The sequence below is a fragment of the Stenotrophomonas sepilia genome (assembly GCF_003244875.1).
Lineage (GTDB): Bacteria > Pseudomonadota > Gammaproteobacteria > Xanthomonadales > Xanthomonadaceae > Stenotrophomonas > Stenotrophomonas sepilia.
This window is the reverse complement of record NZ_LXXZ01000058.1, coordinates 50,944-68,168: the sequence shown is the minus strand read 5'-3', so window position 1 is coordinate 68,168 and position 17,225 is coordinate 50,944. Positions and strand designations below refer to the sequence as shown.

Sequence of the window (17,225 nt, the reverse complement as noted above, 5' to 3'; positions counted from 1 at the left end):
TCCAACTTGAAGATGGCAACCCGTTCATCAGCGAGTTCCGTTCAGCCGGCCCTTGACCTCAACTGCGGTTGAGGCCCGATGCTGCGTGGCCCGTTCCAAGCCCAACCCGGAGAGACTTCATGCCACGGATGATCACCGCCCTGCTCGACAGCCGCCTGCTGTGGTTCCTGGCCCGACTGCTACTGGCGGTGGTGTTCCTGTCATCGGGTCTGGCCAAGCTGCTGGCGTGGGACAACAGCGTGGCCGAAATGCAGGCGGCCGGGCTGCAACCGCCTGTGCTGTTCAACCTCGCCAGCGCCGTGGTGCTGCTGGGTGGCTCACTGTGCCTGCTGCTTGATCGCCTGCTCTGGCTGGGCAGCGGCGCGCTGGCGGTATTCATGCTGCTGACCATTGCCATCGTGCATGCCTTCTGGACCAAGCACGGCGCGGAACAGCAGCTGGCCCTGTTCTTCGCACTGGAACACCTGAGCGTGGTCGGTGGCCTGATCTGCGCGGCCATCGCCAGCCGCGCGCGGGCTCAGAAGAACTCGTCGAGCAGCCGGTAGAACGCCAACCGGCGCTCGTCGGCCACAGCGCCGTAGCGTTGGAACAACGGCGTGACCCAACGCGTATCTCCGAAGTTGTGGACCAGGCTGCGCGCGGCCAGCGCCAGGTCCTGGTAACGGTCGGCCACGCCCAGCCGCCCACAGTCGATGAACCCGCTGAAACGCCCCTCGGACACCATCAGATTCGGAAGGCAGGCATCGCCATGACTGACCACCAGATCTTCATGATCGGGACGGGTGCTGCACAGTTGGGCGAAGACCTGCTGTGGACTCTGTCCCAGGCGTTCGTCATCGAAGTCATCGGCATCCACGCGCCCCGCCTCGACCCGTGCCTGCGCGGCCGGCAGGCGCGAGGCCAGCCGCTGATCGAACGGACAGGCTGCTACCGGCAACGCATGCAGCCCGCGCAGCGCGTCGGCCAGTATCTCCACCCGTTGCTGCGGCGCGAGTTCCGGCGACGAAGCCAGATCGCGGCCAGGCAGCGCGCTCATCAGCAACCAGTGCCGGCCCGCTTCTTCGGCCGTGGCAATCACCGTTGGCGCCGGTTGTCCCTGTGCCTGCAACCAGCGCAGGCGCGCGATCTCATCGCCCAGCTCACTGAAGGCGTCGATCAGTTCCGACTTGAGGAAGGCATCGGGGCGGCCCGGCCGCAGCACGCGGGCAACGTCGGCCCGCGAAACACCCATCGACTGCCGCTCGATGCGCGCATCGGCCAACGCCTTCTGCCACGCCAACGGCAGCGGCATGCCATCAGGGGTGGCGTTGTGCTCGTCCATGCCAGGAGATTCCTGTTGCCGGTGACCCTGTGCATTCTCGCTCATCCTGGCGCACATCGACCCGCGTGCGGCAGGCAGCCTGAGCGAGCTGACCGGGCGGCCGGCAGCCACTACGCCCCAGCGCCTGCAGCAGCGACGGCTGCTGCCACGGTGCCGGTGCCAGTTCGACGACACGGCCTCGACCCTTACCGCCGAACGCGGCGGCCTGCGCGCGTTCGCCAAGTGGGGCACCGTTCTGGCAGCCGATCGTGGCTGCCGCAGTACAACGAGGAAGCAACATGAAATTGATGGTCATCGGCGCCAGCAAGGGCCTGGGACGCGCGTTCGTGGAAGGCCTCTGTGCTAGGGGTGACACTGTGATTGGTGTCTCGCGCAACCGCCCGTGCGGCATCGCCTGCGCTGACGGCGTCACCCTGCAATGGATCGAAGCAGACCTGTCCCGGCCGACCGTGGCTGCCGACCACATCGCAGCGCAGGCACCGGCCGATATCGATGTGCTGATCCACAACCTGGGTATCTGGGAAGACAAGGCCTTCAGCGACGAGTACGCCTTCCTCGATGAAAGCGATGCTGCACTCACGAAGCTGGTCGACGTCAACATCACCGCGACCCTTTTACTGCTGCAACGCCTGCTGCCCCGCGTACTGGGCGCAGCGCGCCCGCAGCTGGTGCTGACCGGTTCGACCTCGGCCCTGCCTCGCAGTGGCCGCCCGGAAGTGGCGTTCGGCGCCTCGAAGTTCGCCCTCAACGGCATCGCCGATGCGCTGCGCGAAGGCTTCCGCGATCGCCGGCTGGCGGTGACCAGCCTGCAGTTGGGCTACCTCAACACCGACGACGCCTTGTCGGTGCCGGTGGCCGAGGCCGCAGCGCGCGGCGACGGTGAGCAGGTGCCGGTCCACGATGTCGTGGCCATGGTAAGCGCCCTGTTGCAGCTGTCATCCTCCGGCTTCGTGCGCGAACTGGTGCTGCCCGCCATCGCCGACCCGCGCTACTGACCTTGCCGGCCGCGGCAGAGCACCCTCAGTGGCCGCGCGCGCGGTCGTGGTTTACCCTGCTCGTCACTGGCCGTCGGTCACAGGCGGGAACCTGCTATGGATGCGCTTTCACGGGTCTCGGCCCAGGTCCTGGACAGCGCCCTGCCCAGCCTGCCGCTGTATCTGCTGCAGGCCACGGCAGTGATCGGCATGATCGGCGTGCTGCTGATCGCCACCCGTCGCGCCGGGCACGCCATAGAAGGCCGTCGCCTGTATGTCGGCGTAGCGCTGGGCCTGATCTACCTGTTCAATTCCTGGTTCGTGGCCCGTTATTCCCAGGGTGTCGTCAAACTGCACCTGGGCTTCGACATCCTGCTGGTCAGTGGCCTGCTGGGCGGCTGGCGCGGCGGCTTGGCCTGCCTGGCTGCCGCCCTGCTGGTCCGCTACCAGTTCGTCGGTATCCCGTTCTTCCTGCCTGCCAGCCTTGAGGCCGTGTTGCAGATGGTGGCGGGCGTCTGGCTGCGCAGGCACCTGTACCCGCGCATGCTCAACGAGCTCTCGCCGCGCATGATCCTGCAGGCATGGTCCGTGCGCATCGGGGTAACCGCTCTGGGTTTGGCGCTGGGTGTGGCGATCATTGGCGCCGATCAACTTCCGGTGGCCGAGCTGGCGATCCAGCGCGCGCTGGCACTGCCGGTCTCGCTGCTCGTGCTCGGCGCCGTGTTCGCGCTGGTCTACAACGATGCCCAGATCGATGCGCAACGCCAGCGCGAACAGGCCTGGCTCCGCATCGATCCGATCAGCGGGCTGCCCAACATGCGTGCGCTCGGTGAACGCCTGCAACAGTACTGGCGGGATAACGACGGCACCGGCAAGGCCTGCCTGATCGTGGCCGAGATGGGCAACCTGCGCGATCTGCGCCTGCGCTACGGGCCGTTGCAGGACAACGGCCTGTGGCAGCGCGACAGCACCGAGGAAGTGCATCGGTTGCTGCCGTCGCTGCCGGCTGCGCAGCTGGAGATCTACCAGTTCGGCGATGCCGCGCTGGCGATCCTGGTGCGCGGCCTGACCTTGTCCACACTGCGCACGCAACCGCAGATCACTGAGCTGGCCAGCAACCTGGCCGATCGGGTCGGCCGCGATTGGCCGGGCTTCCGGCCGCTGTTCCGCTGTGCAGTGGTTGAATTGAAGCCCCCTGCTGATGCCGATGAAGGACATCTTCCGTTCCGCGCCATCACCGTGGCACTGAGCGCGATCGAGTCGGGCGTGGTGTTCTTCGATGACCCGATCCAGCGCGACAGCGAGATCGACGCCCTGATCGAGGTTGCCCTTGAGCACTGGCTGCAGCAGGGCAATGCGCCGCTGTGCTACCAGCCCAAGCATCGCCTGCAGGATCGCCAACTGGTCGGCGCCGAAGCACTGCTGCGCATGCGCGACGGCGAAGGCCGGCCGATTGCCCCGATGCGGGTGATCTCGCTGCTGCGCCGCCAGGGGCGGCTGGCAGACCTGGAATGGGCCACGCTGCGGTCGGCGGTGCACTTCCTGCAGCACTGCCGGCGGGACGGCGCGGCGCTGACCATTGCAGTCAATGTTTCAGCCGAATCGCTGCGCCTGCCCGACTTCGGCCTGCGCCTGCAGGAGCTGCTTCAGCTGCATGACATCCCCGGTGCGATGCTGCGCCTGGAGATCGTCGAATGGACCGAAATCGTCGAGCGCGACGTGGTCGATGCCAACATCGCACAGCTGCTGGCAGCCGGGGTCACCCTGTCGCTGGATGATTTCGGCGCCGGCTATTCAACCCTGATCCTGCTCTCGCAGCTGGCCATCGCCGAGGTCAAGATCGAGCAGGCGCTGATCGCCACGCTGTCCGACGCCAAGTCGCAGTCGATCGTGCGCTTCATCGTCGAGGTCGCGCACCGCTGCGGCGCGATCGTGGTGGCCGAGGGTACCGAGACCCTGGCCCAGGAACAGAAGCTGCGCGCACTCGGGGTGGATGTCGGCCAGGGCTACCTGTACTCGGCGGCGCTGCCGGCCGACGAATTCCGTCGCTTCGCAGCCGGCTAGACCGCGTAGAACCCCAGGAACATCGCCACCGCCGATTCGGCCACGCGCGCACGTTCCTGCGCGGTCAGCGGCGGCTGCCCCATCGTGACCTGCGGCCAGAACGCGAAGCTCTTCACCAGCCCATGCAACTGGTGGCCGGCAAAGTCCGGATCCACCTCGCGCAGGCGGCCATCGGCAATTGCTGCGCGGATCCAGGCGCTCTCGCCACTTTCCTTCTCGCCCATGCGGCAGACGATGGCTTGCGCGCGCTCCGGTGAATGGATGATCTCGGCCATCGCGACCCGCGCCAGATCGATGAAATTCCCATCGCTGAGCAGGTCCAGCTTCTGGCCCAGCAACTGCAGCAGCTGCGTCTGCAGCGGCTGGTCGGCGCGGTATGGCAGTGCGTCGCTGGCCACGCTGCGCTCCCACAGCTCCTCCAGGATCATCGAGAACAGTGCTTCCTTGCTCGGGAAATGGTTGTAGACGGTGCGCTTGGAGACCCCCGCCGCCTCGGCGATGCGGTCCATGCTGGTCGCCTCGTAGCCCGATGCACGGAACTCCTCCACCGCCGCGCGCACGATGGCGTCACGTTTGCGGTCGGTCAGGCGTTGCGGGGCACGGGACATGGCGGAAACCGGATAACTGAACGGATGCCTCCATTTTACACTCGGCAGTGTACTTTTGAATAACGCGAAACTACACTGTGCAGTGTACTCAGCGGACGTCACCCATGAAGCGCCTGCTCCTTGTCCTCCTGCTCGGAATCCTCGCCGTGACCACCTACACCTTCTGCAAGTCCTGGTCCCTTCCCGACTTCCCCGATTCGCCGCAGTACCGTGATGGCAAGTTCCGCAATGCCCTGCCCCGTCCGGCGATGGGCCTGCGCGACGGCGCGGAGATCTGGTGGACGTTCCTGTTCAACAAGCCCAAGGGCACCGTGCCCGCGCACCCGATTCCGGTGAAGCCGCTGGACCGCGCCACGCTGGACGCCGCACCGGATCGCAGCCTGTTCCGGCTGGGGCACTCCACGATCCTGCTGAAGCTGCGTGGCCAGTACTGGCTGACCGATCCAGTGTTCTCCGAGCGCGCCTCGCCGGTGCAGTGGATGGGGCCGGCACGCTTCCATGCACCGCCGATCAGCATCGACGCGCTGCCGCCGATCGCCGGTGTGACCCTCTCGCACAACCACTATGACCACCTGGACCATGCCGCGGTCATGCAGCTGGCCGGCAAGACCGCGCGCTTCATTGCACCGCTCGGCGTCGGCGACCAGCTGGTCGCGTGGGGGGTGGATGCGCGCAAGGTCGAGCAGCTGGACTGGTGGCAATCCACCGAAGCCAACGGCCTGCGCCTGACCGCGACCCCGGGCCAGCACTTCTCCGGCCGCGGGCTGGGTGACAGCGACCGCAGCCTGTGGGCTTCATGGGTGATCCAGGACGGTGACTTCCGCATTTTCTTCAGCGGCGACACCGGCTACTTCGACGGCTTCAAGGCCATCGGCGAGAAATACGGTCCGTTCGACCTGACCATGATCGAGACCGGCGCCTATGATCCGCGCTGGGCATTCGTGCACATGCAACCGGAACAGACGCTGCAGGCGCACCTGGACCTGCGCGGCAAGTGGCTGCTGCCGATCCACAACGGCACCTTCGATCTGGCCCTGCATGCATGGCAGCAGCCGTTCGAGCGCATCACGGCGCTGGCCGCTGCAAACAGTGTTCCAGTGGCTACGCCGATGATGGGCGAAGCACTGGACATGCAGGCGCCGCAGGCGGGTACGCGCTGGTGGGAGACGGTGGAGCTGTAATGCGGTCGGCTCCGATTCTGGCCGCCGCTACGTCTTCGGGTGAAGCCTGCGCCCTTCCCGGGCCAGATTGATCTGTAGCGCAGCGGCGGCGAGCTCGGTCATTTCCGTCGTGACTTTCCCGCTGCCGCGCGCTCGCAGCCAACCGAGAATGTCGACGAGATGCCAGATCGAGGTCGAGCCGTCATGCACGGGGGACGGAAACGACTGCGGGTTGGCCAGCATGAGCTTCCGCATGTTCTGGCGCGACATTCCGAGCAGGTCTGCGACGTCAGTGAGCCCAACCAGATCGGGGCTCACTTCAACCAGTTCGGCACCGGGCACGGCCCGCTGCACATCGTCCAGCGCCGAACGCAGGGCAGCCCCTGCGCTATCTGCTTCGCGGCAGAACGCCAAGGCCAGCCGTCCCGGCAGCCCAAGGCCCACAAGCGCGTCGTCACAGCCGCCTTCGGCCAGGCGCTGCTCGAGGACGCCGATTTCAATACCTGCGTCCGGCAAGCGGTACTTCAGGGTGAAGTTGAATTCCATGATTGACCCCCTTCGCTTCTGACGAAGCGTGATCTCATTGCTCACGACTGCAGTTCTCGACCACACGCCGCAAGGCTCTTGCATGATGGCTGCCGCTACGTGGTGTGCTCCAGATGCTCACGATGCAGAACTCCCCGCATCGGCAATCAGTGTCGTTGCAAGGGCAATACATCCGGCCCCACGCATGGCCGCCCGCCATACGGAGCCTCCACCCACGATCCTCCGCGAACTGCAACGCCGCTTCGATGTCCTTGTCTGGATGACGCGCTCGAGACATTCCTTGTTCTCCATAGTCTGCACACGGCTCACATTGGTTGTCAAATGACAACCCACTTAAAAGGACTTTGGACGTGACCCTAGCCAATTCGCGCTACACGTCCAGAGCCACATCCGTCAGCCCTCCCGTGATGGCAGCGGCAGCGTCCAGCGGCGCTGCAGTGCGTCATGTAACCGGTTACATCCCTTGCTAGCGTAGCGCTCGCCCGATTCCGGCCGAACCTGCGAGGCTGTCCGTAATGACGTTGCGCGCCGAACGCTCCAAGGTCTCCACACCGCCTTTCCCGTTGCGCCCTGCCGCTGCCCTGCTGTTGGCCACCCTGGCCTCCAGCGCACAGGCACAGACCCTCCCCCCGCGCAGCCAATGGCAGGCCAGCAGTTCCTCGCAGCAGGTGCCGGCGATGGCGATCAGCCACCTGATCGACGGCAACCCGAAGACCGTTACCGGCGGTGCATTCAGTCCGGGCCACTGGTTCCAGATCGATCTCGGCGCGCCTGCAATGCTGGCCGGCGCGCGCCTCACCTGGGATGTCTCCAATCCGGAAGGCTATTCGCTGCAGACCTCACTGGACGGCAGGCAGTGGCAAACCGCGTACACGATGGCCGATTCGCTTGGCGACGTGGAAACGCTGTACTTCGCGCCACGGCAGGCGCGCTACCTGCGGCTGGCCAGCCCGCAGCGCACTTCCGATTGGGGCGTGTCGATCTTCGAGATGGAGCCGCTGGACAGCACGCTCAGCGCACGCGTCAGCGGTATCGATGCAGCGCAGGCGGCGGCGCTCTGGCAAGGCGGCGGCACCGTCGCGATGCCGGCCGGGGCAAATGGATCCCATACGTTCGAGATCACGCTGCCGCAGGCCCAATCAACGGCTGGCCTGGTGGTCGACTGGGCCGATGGCGCACGAGGCGCTGCCCGACTACAGGCGCAGGATGCACGGGGCCGTTGGCAGGACCTCGCACACGATGCACAGGCGGCCAGTCACCGGCAAAGCTGGCTGGCCGCCACTGCAGCACAACCATTGCGTGCTTTCCGCCTGAGCGTGGACGGCGCTGCGCCGCAGATCGCACGCCTGCGCCTGCTCGGTCCGAAAGCCGTGATGACGCCGATGAAGCAGTATCAGATCGTCGCCAGCGGCGCCCAGCGCGCATTGTTCCCGGCCTCGCTGCAGATGCAGCAGACCTACTGGACGGCCGTGGGTGTGCATGCAGGACGACAGAAGTCGATCTTCGATGAGTACGGCAACCTGGAAGCCTTCAAGGGCGCACCGCTGGTGCAGCCCATCTGGCGCAATGCCGATGGCCAAACCGCCGGCGCCGCCGGGCAGGCCATGCAGCATGCCCTGCGCGACGGCTGGAAGCCGATGCCCTCCGCCACCTGGTCACCGCAACCCGGCCTGCAGCTGCGCAGTGAAGTGTTCGCCATTGAGCGCGATGGCCAGCCGGTGACCTTCCTGCGGCATCGGCTGCAGAACACGGGAAGCACGAAGATCGAAGGCACGCTCACCCTCGTGGTGCGCCCGATGCAGATGAATCCGCCATGGCAGAACGGCGGGCTGTCCCCGATCCGCGAGGTGACCATCGATGGGCAGGCCCTGCGTATCAATGGCCGCACGCTGCTGCAGTCGCTTACTCCAGTGACCGCATCCGGCGCGGCGCCATTCGGCAAGGATGGCGCAACGGAGATCACCGCAAGTCTCGCTGCCGGCCAGCTGCCTTCCACGCAACAGGCGCGTGATGACCAGGGGCTTGCCTCGGCTGCGTTGAACTACCGCGTCTCGTTGGCGCCGGGAAGCAGCGATGCCATCGTGGTCGCGTTCCCGTTGGGCACCGCCGCCGCCGATGCCAATGGCGTGCTGCCCGAAGCGCCTGCGCTGGATCTGGCCACGCTGCCCCGCGATGCCAATGCGGCGTTTGATTCACTGGCCACGCAGGCGTCTGCGGACTGGCAGGCACGGCTGGGCCAGGTCGGCCTGCGCCTGCCCGATCCGTCGCTGGTGGACATGCTGCGCGCGCAGGCCGCCTACATGCTGATCAACCAGACCGGTCCAGCCATGCAGCCCGGCCCGCGCAACTACAACCGTTCCTTCATCCGCGACGGCATGGCCACCTCGGCGGTGCTGCTGCGGATGGGCGAAGCCCGCGTGGCGCGCGACTACCTGGCCTGGTACAGCGAACACGGCGTGCATGCCAACGGCCTGGTCTCACCGATCCTCAACGACGATGGCAGCGTCAACACCGGCTTTGGATCGGACATCGAGTACGACAGTCAGGGCCAGTACGTCGCGCTGGTGGCCGATGTCGCGCGCCTGGACGGCGGACCCGAGTCGGTGCGTGACTACCTGCCGAAGGTGAAGGCCGCGCTGCGCTTCCTGCAGGAGCTGCGCGAGCGCACGCTGGTGCCCGGTTACAAGGCCGACCAGCCTTCGCCGGAACGGTTCGCGGGCATTCTTGCGCCGTCGATCAGCCATGAGGGCTACCCCTCGCCCACCCACAGCTATTGGGATGACTACTGGGGCCTGAAGGGCTGGCACGACGGCGCCTGGCTGGCCGAATCGCTCGGCGACCACCAGACCGCAGCCTGGGCGCGCGAACAATACAAGCTGCTCTACGACGCACTGCATGCCTCGATCCGGGCGACGATGGCGTGGAAGGGCATCGACTTCATTCCCTCCTCGGCCGACCTGGGCGATGGCGATCCCACCGGCGTTTCGATCGCACTGGACCCGACCGGCGCACAGAGCGTGTTGCCCGCCGAGGCGCTGCGGACCACCTTCGCGCGCTATCTGGACGATGTGCGCAAGCGCAGCCAGCCCGGTGCGCTGTATGCGTACACCCCGTACGAGATCCGCAATGTGCTGAGCTATGTGCACCTGGGCCAGCCGCAGGTCGCCGATGAGCTGCTGCAGGGGCTGCTGCATGACCGGCGCCCGCTTCAGTGGCAGGTGCTGGCCGAGGTCGTGCATTCGCGCCTGCGCTTCCCGCGCTACCTGGGCGACATGCCGCATACCTGGATCGGCGCCGAATACGGCCGCACGCTGTTCGGCATGCTGATGCGCGAAGACGATGATGCGCTCTCGCTGCTGCCGGGCACGCCCCCCTCGTGGGTGGCGGGCGATGGATTGGCGGTGGAAGGCCTGCCCACCGCGTATGGCACGTTGCAGATGCAGGCACGGCAACGCGACGGCACGCTATCGATCACGCTGGGCAAGCGCCTGCGCAGTGGGACGGCGGTGAAGGTCTGGTGGCCGGCACGGACGATGCCGAAGACCGTGCGTGTGGATGGGCGCGACGTTACCGCGTTCGATGCAGAGGGCGTGCGCCTGGCAAGACCATTCAGAACGCTGGAGGCGCGTTGGTAGAGCAGCCGAGCATGGCTCGGCTCTACAGAAGCAGCGGTAGCGCCGGGCCACGCCCGGTGTCATTGCAGCGTCGGCAACCCCGGCGGATTGGTCTGCGATTGCGGCACCGCCTCCTCGGCCACGTTCCAGCGCTTCAATGCCTGCGCATAGGTGCCGCTGCCGATCTGGGTGTTCAACGCCTGCGTCACCGCATCGGCCAGGCCGCTGCCCTTGCGCGTGGCCACCGAGATCGCCGCAGCGTTCGGCCAGCCACCGGGGAACAGGCCCACGCGCCGCACCTTGCCATCGCGTGCCGAGTAGGCGCCGGTGGCATTGGGCTCGAACGAGACATCGGCGCGGCCAGTGATCACCGCCAAGCGGCCGACCACGGCGTCATCGAAGTACTGGTACTCCACCGGTTTCAGGCCGGCCGCAATGTTCTGCCGGTCCCACTGCCGCAGGATCTGGTCCTGGTTGGTGCTGGCGCCCACCACGACCTTCAGCCCGGCCACCTCAGCGGGTTTCTCGATCTTCTGGATGGGCCCATCGCTGCGCGTGTAGATGCCCAGAAGATCGTAGCGGTAGCTGGAGAAGTCGAACTTCTTCTTGCGCTCTTCGGTCACCGTCACGTTCGACAGCACCGCATCGTACTTGCCCGATTCCAGCCCCAGCGGCCAGTCCGCCCACGCGACCGGCACGATCACCAGCTTCAGGCCCAACGCATCGGCAATCAGCCGCGCGATGTCGGGCTCGATGCCGACCACGTCCTTGCTGTCCGCGCCGTAGTCGGCCAGCGGTAGCTGCCCCGGATGGGTGGCTACGGTAAACGCACCAGGGGTGACGAACTGATAGCCGGCGGGGATCAACGCCTGCGCCTTCGGGTCAAACGTGCCCTTCAGCACGGCCGTGTTCGCACCGGCCAGGCTGGTCGCGGCCACGGTGCCGGCATCCGGTGCCTGGCGTACGCGCGAATAGACGATGCCGGCAATGCCGATGACCAGCACCGCCACGATCAACAGGGTGCTGCGCGAGGGGCGACGCGGCGCTGCAGGGCTCATGGTGTTCCTTCCGGGGTTACAGGGTCTTGGCCAGGAAATCGGCGGTGCGTTGCTGGCGCGGGCGCTCGAACAGAGTCTCGGGCGTGCCCTGCTCGATCACCCGGCCCTGGTCCATCATCACCACGTGGTCGGCCACGCGGCGGGCGAAGCTCAATTCATGGGTGACAATTACCAGCGTGGTGCCGGAGCGGGCCAGCTCTTCGATCACACTGAGCACTTCGGCCACCAGTTCCGGGTCCAGCGCAGAGGTGGGTTCGTCGAACAGCAGCACCTTCGGTTGCAGCGCCAGCGCGCGGGCAATCGCGATGCGCTGTTGCTGGCCACCGGACAGCTGGCGCGGGAAAGCATCGGCCCTGTCGGCCAGGCCGACCCGCTCCAGCAGCGTGCGCGCCTGTTGTTCGGCCTGCACACGGGGCACGCCACGCACCGCGATCGGTGCCTCGATGATGTTCTCCAGCGCGGTCAGGTGCGGGAACAGATTGAAGCCCTGGAACACCATGCCCACCTCGGCACGCCGACGGCGGATCTCACGCTCAGGCAGTTCGTACAGGGTGTCACCGTCACGGCGGTAGCCGATCAGCTGGCCGCCGACGGTCACATAGCCGCTGTCGGCACGCTCCAGGTGGTTGATCAGCCGCAGCAGCGTGGACTTGCCGGCGCCCGATGGGCCGATCAGCACCGTCACGCTGCCGGCGCGCAGGTCCAGGTTCACATCCTCCAGCACCGGCTGGTCGCCAAACACCTTGCCTACGCCGTGCAGCGATACCGCCGCGCCCTCGCCCGCTTCGACCTGGGGGGCGATGCGCGGGCGGTGGATCGAGCGCTGCGCAGCATCGCTCTGCACGCGCAGCGGCGATGACACGTGCGATGCCGAGCGCTCGCGCTGCAGCTGGCCGCGCGCGAAGCGCTGCTCCACCCGTCGCTGCAGCAGTGAAAGTGCGGTCAGGATCACCAGGTACCAGACCGTGGCCACCATCAGCAGCGGCACCACCTCCAGGTTGCGGCGGTAGATCACCTGCACCGTGTAGAACAGCTCAGGCAGCGCCAGCACGTAGACCACCGACGTGCTCTTGGCCAGGCCGATCACATCGTTGAACGCGGCCGGCAGGATCGAGCGCATCGCCTGCGGCAGGATGATGCGGCGCACCTGGCGGCCACGTGGCAGGCCCAGCGCGGCCGCGGCCTCGTACTGGCCGTGGTCAACAGACAGAATGCCGCCGCGGATCACTTCGGCCGAGAACGCGGCCTGGTTCAGGGTCAGGCCCAGCACCGCGGCAGTGAACACACCGATCAGCTGCGTGGTCGGGTACGAGAACAGGTTGATGCCGGTGAACGGCACGCTCAGTTCGATGGTGCTGTACAGGTAGCCCAGATTGTTCAGCAGCAGCAACAGCACCAGCAGCGGGATCGAGCGGAACAGCCAAACGTAGCCCCACGACACCGCCGACAGCAGCGGCGAGCCGGAGACGCGGACCAGCGCAAGCAACGTGCCCAAGGCGAAGCCGAGGCCAGTACCGAGCGCGGTCAGCAGCAGCGTGCGGCCCAGTCCCTCAAGCACCGGGCGCGCGAAGAACCATTCGGCGAAGGTGCCCCAGCCCCAGCGCGGATTGCCCAGCACGGACTGCAGCCCGATCAGGATCAGCGCCAGTGCCAGCACCGTGCCGAAGACCTGCAGCGGATGCCGGGCCGGCACGATCTTCAGCGCCGGCGCTGGCGCCGGCCGGGTTGCAATGCCATCCAGCGCGGTCGAAGGCGTGCTCACGCGTGGGCTCCTTGCAGCTGGGTCTGTGCAGGCACGATGGGGGGCGCCGGTGCCCGCAGGTGCTTTTCGAACGGCAGGTGCGCAATGGTTTCGGGATCCGCATCCAGATCGAACAGCGCGGTGTAACCATGGCTGAGGTACAGGCCAACAGCTTCAGGCTGGCGGAAGCCCGTCGTCAGGAACACCCGCCGATACCCTTGCCGCGCCGCCTGCTCTTCCAGCTCCTGCAGCACGCGCCGCGCAATGCCCTGGCGACGCAGCCCGGGCAGCGTCCAGATGCGCTTGAATTCGGCGGTATCCGGATCACGGTGCGGCATGAACGCACCGCCGGAAATCGCCACCCCGTCGCGCAGCAGCAGCACGAAGGCGCCCACCGGGGCCGCAAAGGCCTGCGCCGGATAGCGCTGCAGCTCCTCGCGGGCGCTGCCACCGATGCGTCGACGCACGTCGGCGTAGCGGCTGTCGTACTCCTGCTCCAGGCCGTCGAACAGCGGCCGCGCCAGTGGGTCATCCACCGAGGTGTAGAGGAAGCGTTCGTTGCTGCTCATGCCACGTCCTTCACCAGATAGTCTTCGGCCAGCCGTGCCCACAGGCTGGCAGCGGGTGCAATGGCGGCGTCGTTGAACACATAGCGTGGGCTGTGCAACGGTGCGCTGTCGCCGTTGCCGACGAACACGAAGCTGCCGGGCCGCGCCTGCAGCAGGAAGGCAAAGTCCTCACTGGCGGTGCGCGGTGCGAAGTCGGGCACCACCTGTTCGGCGCCGAAGCCCTGCACCGCCACCTTGCGGACGTAGGCGGTCTGCTGCGGGTGGTTGATCACGCTGGGGAAGCCGCGCGGGAATTCAATCTCGGCGCGCGCGCCGAACGCGGCGGCGGTCTGCTCGGCAAGTTCCGTGACCCGGCGTCGCAGCGTGTCGCGCACCTCGGGCAGGTAGGCGCGCACGGTCAGCTTCAGCTCGACCACGTCCGGAATCACATTGGCGGCCTGGCCGCCGTGGATCGAGCCGACGGTGACCACGCCCATCTGCCGCGGATCGACATTGCGCGACACCACGCTCTGCAGCGCGGTAACGATGTGCGCTGCCGCCAGGATCGGGTCGATGCTGCCCTGCGGCTCGGCACCGTGGCCGCCCTTGCCGATCACCTTCAGCCGCGCCCAGTCCACCGACGCCATCGCCGGGCCATCGACAAAGCCGAAGTGCCCCACCGGCGCGCCCGGCCAGTTGTGCAGCCCATAGATCGCATCCACCGGGAAGCGTTCGAACAGGCCATCGGCAATCATCTTCGACGCGCCCGAACCCGTCTCCTCTGCAGGCTGGAATACCAGCTGCAGGGTGCCGTCGATATTGCCGTGATGGGCCAGGTAATGCGCGGCGGACAGCAGGATGGCGGTATGGCCATCGTGACCACAGGCATGCATCAGGCCCTCGGTCTGGCTGGCGTAGGCCAGGCCGGAGTCCTCGCGGATCGGCAGCGCATCGATGTCGGCACGCAGCCCCAGCCGACGACTGCCCTGCCCGCGCTGCAACGTACCGACCACGCCGGTACCGCCGAGGCCAGTGGTCACTTCATAACCCCATTGCTGCAGAAGTTCGGCCACACGTGCGCTGGTGCGATGCTCCTCGAAGGCCAGCTCCGGGTGCCGGTGCAGGTCATGGCGGATCGCAATGGCGGCCTCGGCGCGTGCTGCGATTTCGGGCAACACGCCAGTCGCTGGGGAACTCCGCCGGGCCTGGCCCGGTGCTACTGCGGTTTCTCCGCTCATTGCCCTACCCCACCTTCCGCGCCGGTTCGGCGTCGGTCGCATACCGGCTGGCCTTGTACGGCAGGCCCAGATGCTCGCGCAGCGTCTGCCCTTCCAGCGCGCGCTGGTGGTAGCCCCGCGCCTGCAGGATCGGCAATACCTGGGTCACGAAATCGTCCAGGCCCTCGCGCTGCGCGGCAAAGCCGAGAATGAAGCCATCGCTGGCACCGGCATCGAACCAGCGGATCAGCTCATCGGCCACCTGCTCGGGTGTACCGATGAAGTTTGGTCGCGGGCTCACTGCCTCCAATGCCACCTGGCGCAGGCTCAGGCCCTTCTTACGCGCATCCTGCTTGATGCGGTCGGTGGTGGAGCGGAACGAATTGCTGCCAATGTCACCCAGCTCCGGGAAGGGCGCGTCCGGATCGTACTGGCTGAAATCGTGGTGGTCGAAGAACCGGCCGAGATAGGCCAGCGCATCCTCCAGCGTTGCCAGTGCGGCAATCGCCTGGTACTTGGCTTCAGCCTCCTCGGCAGTACGGCCGACGATGGGGCCGATGCCCGGAAAGATCTTCACGTCATTGCCGCTGCGGCCATGCGCGATCGCCGAATTCTTCACCTTCCGGGTGAACGCGCGGGTTTCCTCCAGCGACGGCGAGTGGGTGAACACCGCGTCGGCGTACTTGCCGGCCAGCGCGATGCCGTCGTCGGACGAACCGGCCTGGAAGATCATCGGCTGGCCCTGCGGCGAACGCTGGATGTTGAGCGGCCCTTCCACCTGGAAGAAGCGGCCCTTGTGGTCGAGGCGGCGGAACTTTTCCGGCGCGAAGAAGATACCGCTGTCGCGCTCGCGCACGAAGGCGTCGTCGTCCCAGGAATCCCACAGCCCCTGCACCACCTCCAGATACTCGTCGGCGATCTGGTAGCGCAGCGCATGTTCCGGGTGTGGCCGGCCATAGTTGCGGCCCGAGCCCTCCAGTGGCGAGGTCACCACGTTCCAGCCGGCACGGCCGCCGCTGAGCAGATCCAGCGAGGCGAACTGGCGGGCCACGGTGAACGGATCGCTGTAGGACGTCGACAGCGTACCCGCCAGGCCGATCTTCTTCGTTGCCGCGGCCAGCGCCGACAGCAGCGAGATCGGCTCGAAGCGGTTGAGGAAATGCGGGATCGACTTCTCGTTGATATACAACCCGTCGGCCACGAAGCCGAAGGCGATACCGTTGTCCTCGGCCGTGCGTGCGATGTCGATGTAGAACTGCAGGTTGACGCTGGCATCAGCCGGATTGGACGGATGCTTCCAGGCATGCATGTGGCTGCCGGGGCCCTGCAGCATGATGCCGAACGGAATGTGGCGCGGGGTCGTGCTCATTGGGAATCGCTCCTGCAGGTCAGGCCACCGCCGCGCGCGGCGCAGGCGACAGCAGTTCGAGGGATGTCAGGCGTGCGTCAAGGTCGGCCACCGGCGCGTCGAGGATGAATTCGCCCACGCCGAAACGCCGGTGCAGCGCGTCCAGTTCGCCGCGCACATGCTGCGCATCACCGGACAGCACGCTGGGGCGCGTTTCCTCGATGCGGAAGTCGGCCACGCCCACCTGGCGCGCGTACTCGGCAGCCGCCTCGGGGCTGGGCAGGTTCACCGCCTGCCCCGGACCGAGGTGCAGCTTGTAGACGCGCAGCGCGCCGATATGACGCGCTGCTGCTTCGGCAGTCGGTGCGGCGAAGGCCACCGTGGCCAGCAGCGGGGGCTGCGAGGAGACGCTGCGGTAAGCGTCGAACGCAGCCTCGATATGTTTCGGGTCGCCATCGAAGTGCGCGGCGTACACGAAGCGCCAGCCCAGCTCGGCTGCTTGCTTCGCGCTCTGTGGGCTGGCCCCGAGCAGGAAGCGCTCAGGCGCCTGCTGTGGAATCGGGCGCGCCAGCGCCTCGGTCGCGACACCGGACAGATAGCCCTCCAGGTCGCGCAGCTGCTGGTCGAAATCGGCGAATGCCGGGCGTCCCGCCGCCAGCGCGGCGGTCGACGCTGGCAGGCCACCGGGCGCCTTGCCCACCCCCAGATCCACGCGCCCCGGCGCCAACGCCGCCAGCAGGTTGAAGCTCTCTGCAACCTTGTACGGCGCATAGTGGCGCAGCATCACCCCGCCACTGCCGATGCGGATGCGCCGGGTCTGCGCCAGCACCCAGGCTGCCAGCACTTCCGGCGCCGGGCTGGCAAGCGCCGGGGCAGCATGGTGCTCGGCGAACCAGTACCGGTGGTAACCCAGCTGCTCGGCACGCTGCGCCAGCTGCAGGCTGTTGCGCAGCGCCTGTTCGGGCGAAGCACCTTCGGCCACCGGGCTCTTGTCCAGCACACTGATGAGATAGCTCACGGTCGCGT

14 protein-coding genes are annotated in these 17,225 nt (G+C 67.0%); 5 read left to right on the top strand and 9 right to left on the bottom strand.

Going from position 1 to position 17,225, the window contains the following annotated elements:
- Positions 1 to 119: 119 nt before the first annotated feature.
- Positions 120 to 545: a DoxX family protein gene (locus A7X97_RS11680; RefSeq protein WP_072168934.1), complete on the top strand. Its 426-nt coding sequence runs from the start codon at positions 120 to 122 to the stop codon at positions 543 to 545.
- Here A7X97_RS11680 and A7X97_RS11675 read toward each other — a convergent pair.
- Positions 518 to 1,321, bottom strand: coding sequence for an APH(3')-II family aminoglycoside O-phosphotransferase (locus A7X97_RS11675; RefSeq protein ID WP_072168935.1), 804 nt, complete (start codon positions 1,319 to 1,321; stop codon positions 518 to 520). The two genes, A7X97_RS11680 and A7X97_RS11675, sit on opposite strands and share 28 nt — an antisense overlap.
- 278 nt (positions 1,322 to 1,599) lie before the next feature.
- Here A7X97_RS11675 and A7X97_RS11670 point away from each other — a divergent pair, with 278 nt between their 5' ends.
- A complete protein-coding gene (locus tag A7X97_RS11670) occupies positions 1,600 to 2,316 on the top strand; it encodes an SDR family NAD(P)-dependent oxidoreductase (RefSeq protein ID WP_072168936.1) in 717 nt (238 codons plus the stop codon).
- Positions 2,317 to 2,412: 96 nt separating this feature from the next.
- Positions 2,413 to 4,359: an EAL domain-containing protein gene (locus tag A7X97_RS11665; protein WP_072168937.1), complete on the top strand. Its 1,947-nt coding sequence runs from the start codon at positions 2,413 to 2,415 to the stop codon at positions 4,357 to 4,359.
- Here A7X97_RS11665 and A7X97_RS11660 read toward each other — a convergent pair.
- Positions 4,356 to 4,967, bottom strand: a complete 612-nt coding sequence (locus A7X97_RS11660) for a TetR/AcrR family transcriptional regulator (RefSeq protein WP_072168938.1) — start codon at positions 4,965 to 4,967, stop codon at positions 4,356 to 4,358. The two genes, A7X97_RS11665 and A7X97_RS11660, sit on opposite strands and share 4 nt — an antisense overlap.
- Positions 4,968 to 5,071: 104 nt before the next feature.
- Here A7X97_RS11660 and A7X97_RS11655 point away from each other — a divergent pair, with 104 nt between their 5' ends.
- Complete coding sequence (locus A7X97_RS11655; RefSeq protein WP_111007960.1) at positions 5,072 to 6,148, top strand: MBL fold metallo-hydrolase; 1,077 nt, start codon at positions 5,072 to 5,074, stop codon at positions 6,146 to 6,148.
- Between the two features lie 27 nt (positions 6,149 to 6,175).
- Here the strand turns inward: A7X97_RS11655 and A7X97_RS11650 are convergent, their stop codons facing one another.
- Positions 6,176 to 6,673 carry a helix-turn-helix transcriptional regulator gene (locus A7X97_RS11650; protein ID WP_111007959.1) on the bottom strand — a complete coding sequence of 166 codons (498 nt, stop codon included), beginning with the start codon at positions 6,671 to 6,673 and terminating at the stop codon, positions 6,176 to 6,178.
- A gap of 515 nt (positions 6,674 to 7,188) precedes the next feature.
- On the opposite strand from A7X97_RS11650, the gene A7X97_RS11640 reads away from it, so the two are divergent.
- Positions 7,189 to 10,308 carry a discoidin domain-containing protein gene (locus A7X97_RS11640; RefSeq protein ID WP_111007957.1) on the top strand — a complete coding sequence of 1,040 codons (3,120 nt, stop codon included), beginning with the start codon at positions 7,189 to 7,191 and terminating at the stop codon, positions 10,306 to 10,308.
- A gap of 59 nt (positions 10,309 to 10,367) precedes the next feature.
- Here A7X97_RS11640 and A7X97_RS11635 read toward each other — a convergent pair whose 3' ends face one another.
- The 6 genes from A7X97_RS11635 to A7X97_RS11610 are packed head-to-tail and all read right to left on the bottom strand — an operon-like array spanning position 10,368 to position 17,217.
- Positions 10,368 to 11,345, bottom strand: a complete 978-nt coding sequence (locus tag A7X97_RS11635) for an ABC transporter substrate-binding protein (protein ID WP_088497296.1) — start codon at positions 11,343 to 11,345, stop codon at positions 10,368 to 10,370.
- Positions 11,346 to 11,361: 16 nt separating this feature from the next.
- On the bottom strand, positions 11,362 to 13,107 hold the full coding sequence (locus A7X97_RS22255; protein ID WP_088497295.1) for an amino acid ABC transporter permease/ATP-binding protein: 1,746 nt from the start codon (positions 13,105 to 13,107) through the stop codon (positions 11,362 to 11,364).
- Entirely contained in the window at positions 13,104 to 13,655 is a 552-nt protein-coding gene (locus A7X97_RS11625) for a GNAT family N-acetyltransferase (protein ID WP_065185134.1), read from the bottom strand. The genes A7X97_RS22255 and A7X97_RS11625 overlap by 4 nt, the downstream gene beginning before the upstream one ends.
- A complete protein-coding gene (locus A7X97_RS11620) occupies positions 13,652 to 14,872 on the bottom strand; it encodes a M20 aminoacylase family protein (RefSeq protein WP_088497294.1) in 1,221 nt (406 codons plus the stop codon). The genes A7X97_RS11625 and A7X97_RS11620 overlap by 4 nt, the downstream gene beginning before the upstream one ends.
- Positions 14,873 to 14,876: 4 nt before the next feature.
- A complete protein-coding gene (locus A7X97_RS11615; RefSeq protein WP_111007956.1) occupies positions 14,877 to 16,220 on the bottom strand; it encodes an LLM class flavin-dependent oxidoreductase in 1,344 nt (447 codons plus the stop codon).
- Between the two features lie 19 nt (positions 16,221 to 16,239).
- Positions 16,240 to 17,217 carry an MsnO8 family LLM class oxidoreductase gene (locus A7X97_RS11610; RefSeq protein ID WP_088497292.1) on the bottom strand — a complete coding sequence of 326 codons (978 nt, stop codon included), beginning with the start codon at positions 17,215 to 17,217 and terminating at the stop codon, positions 16,240 to 16,242.
- Positions 17,218 to 17,225: the final 8 nt, after the last annotated feature.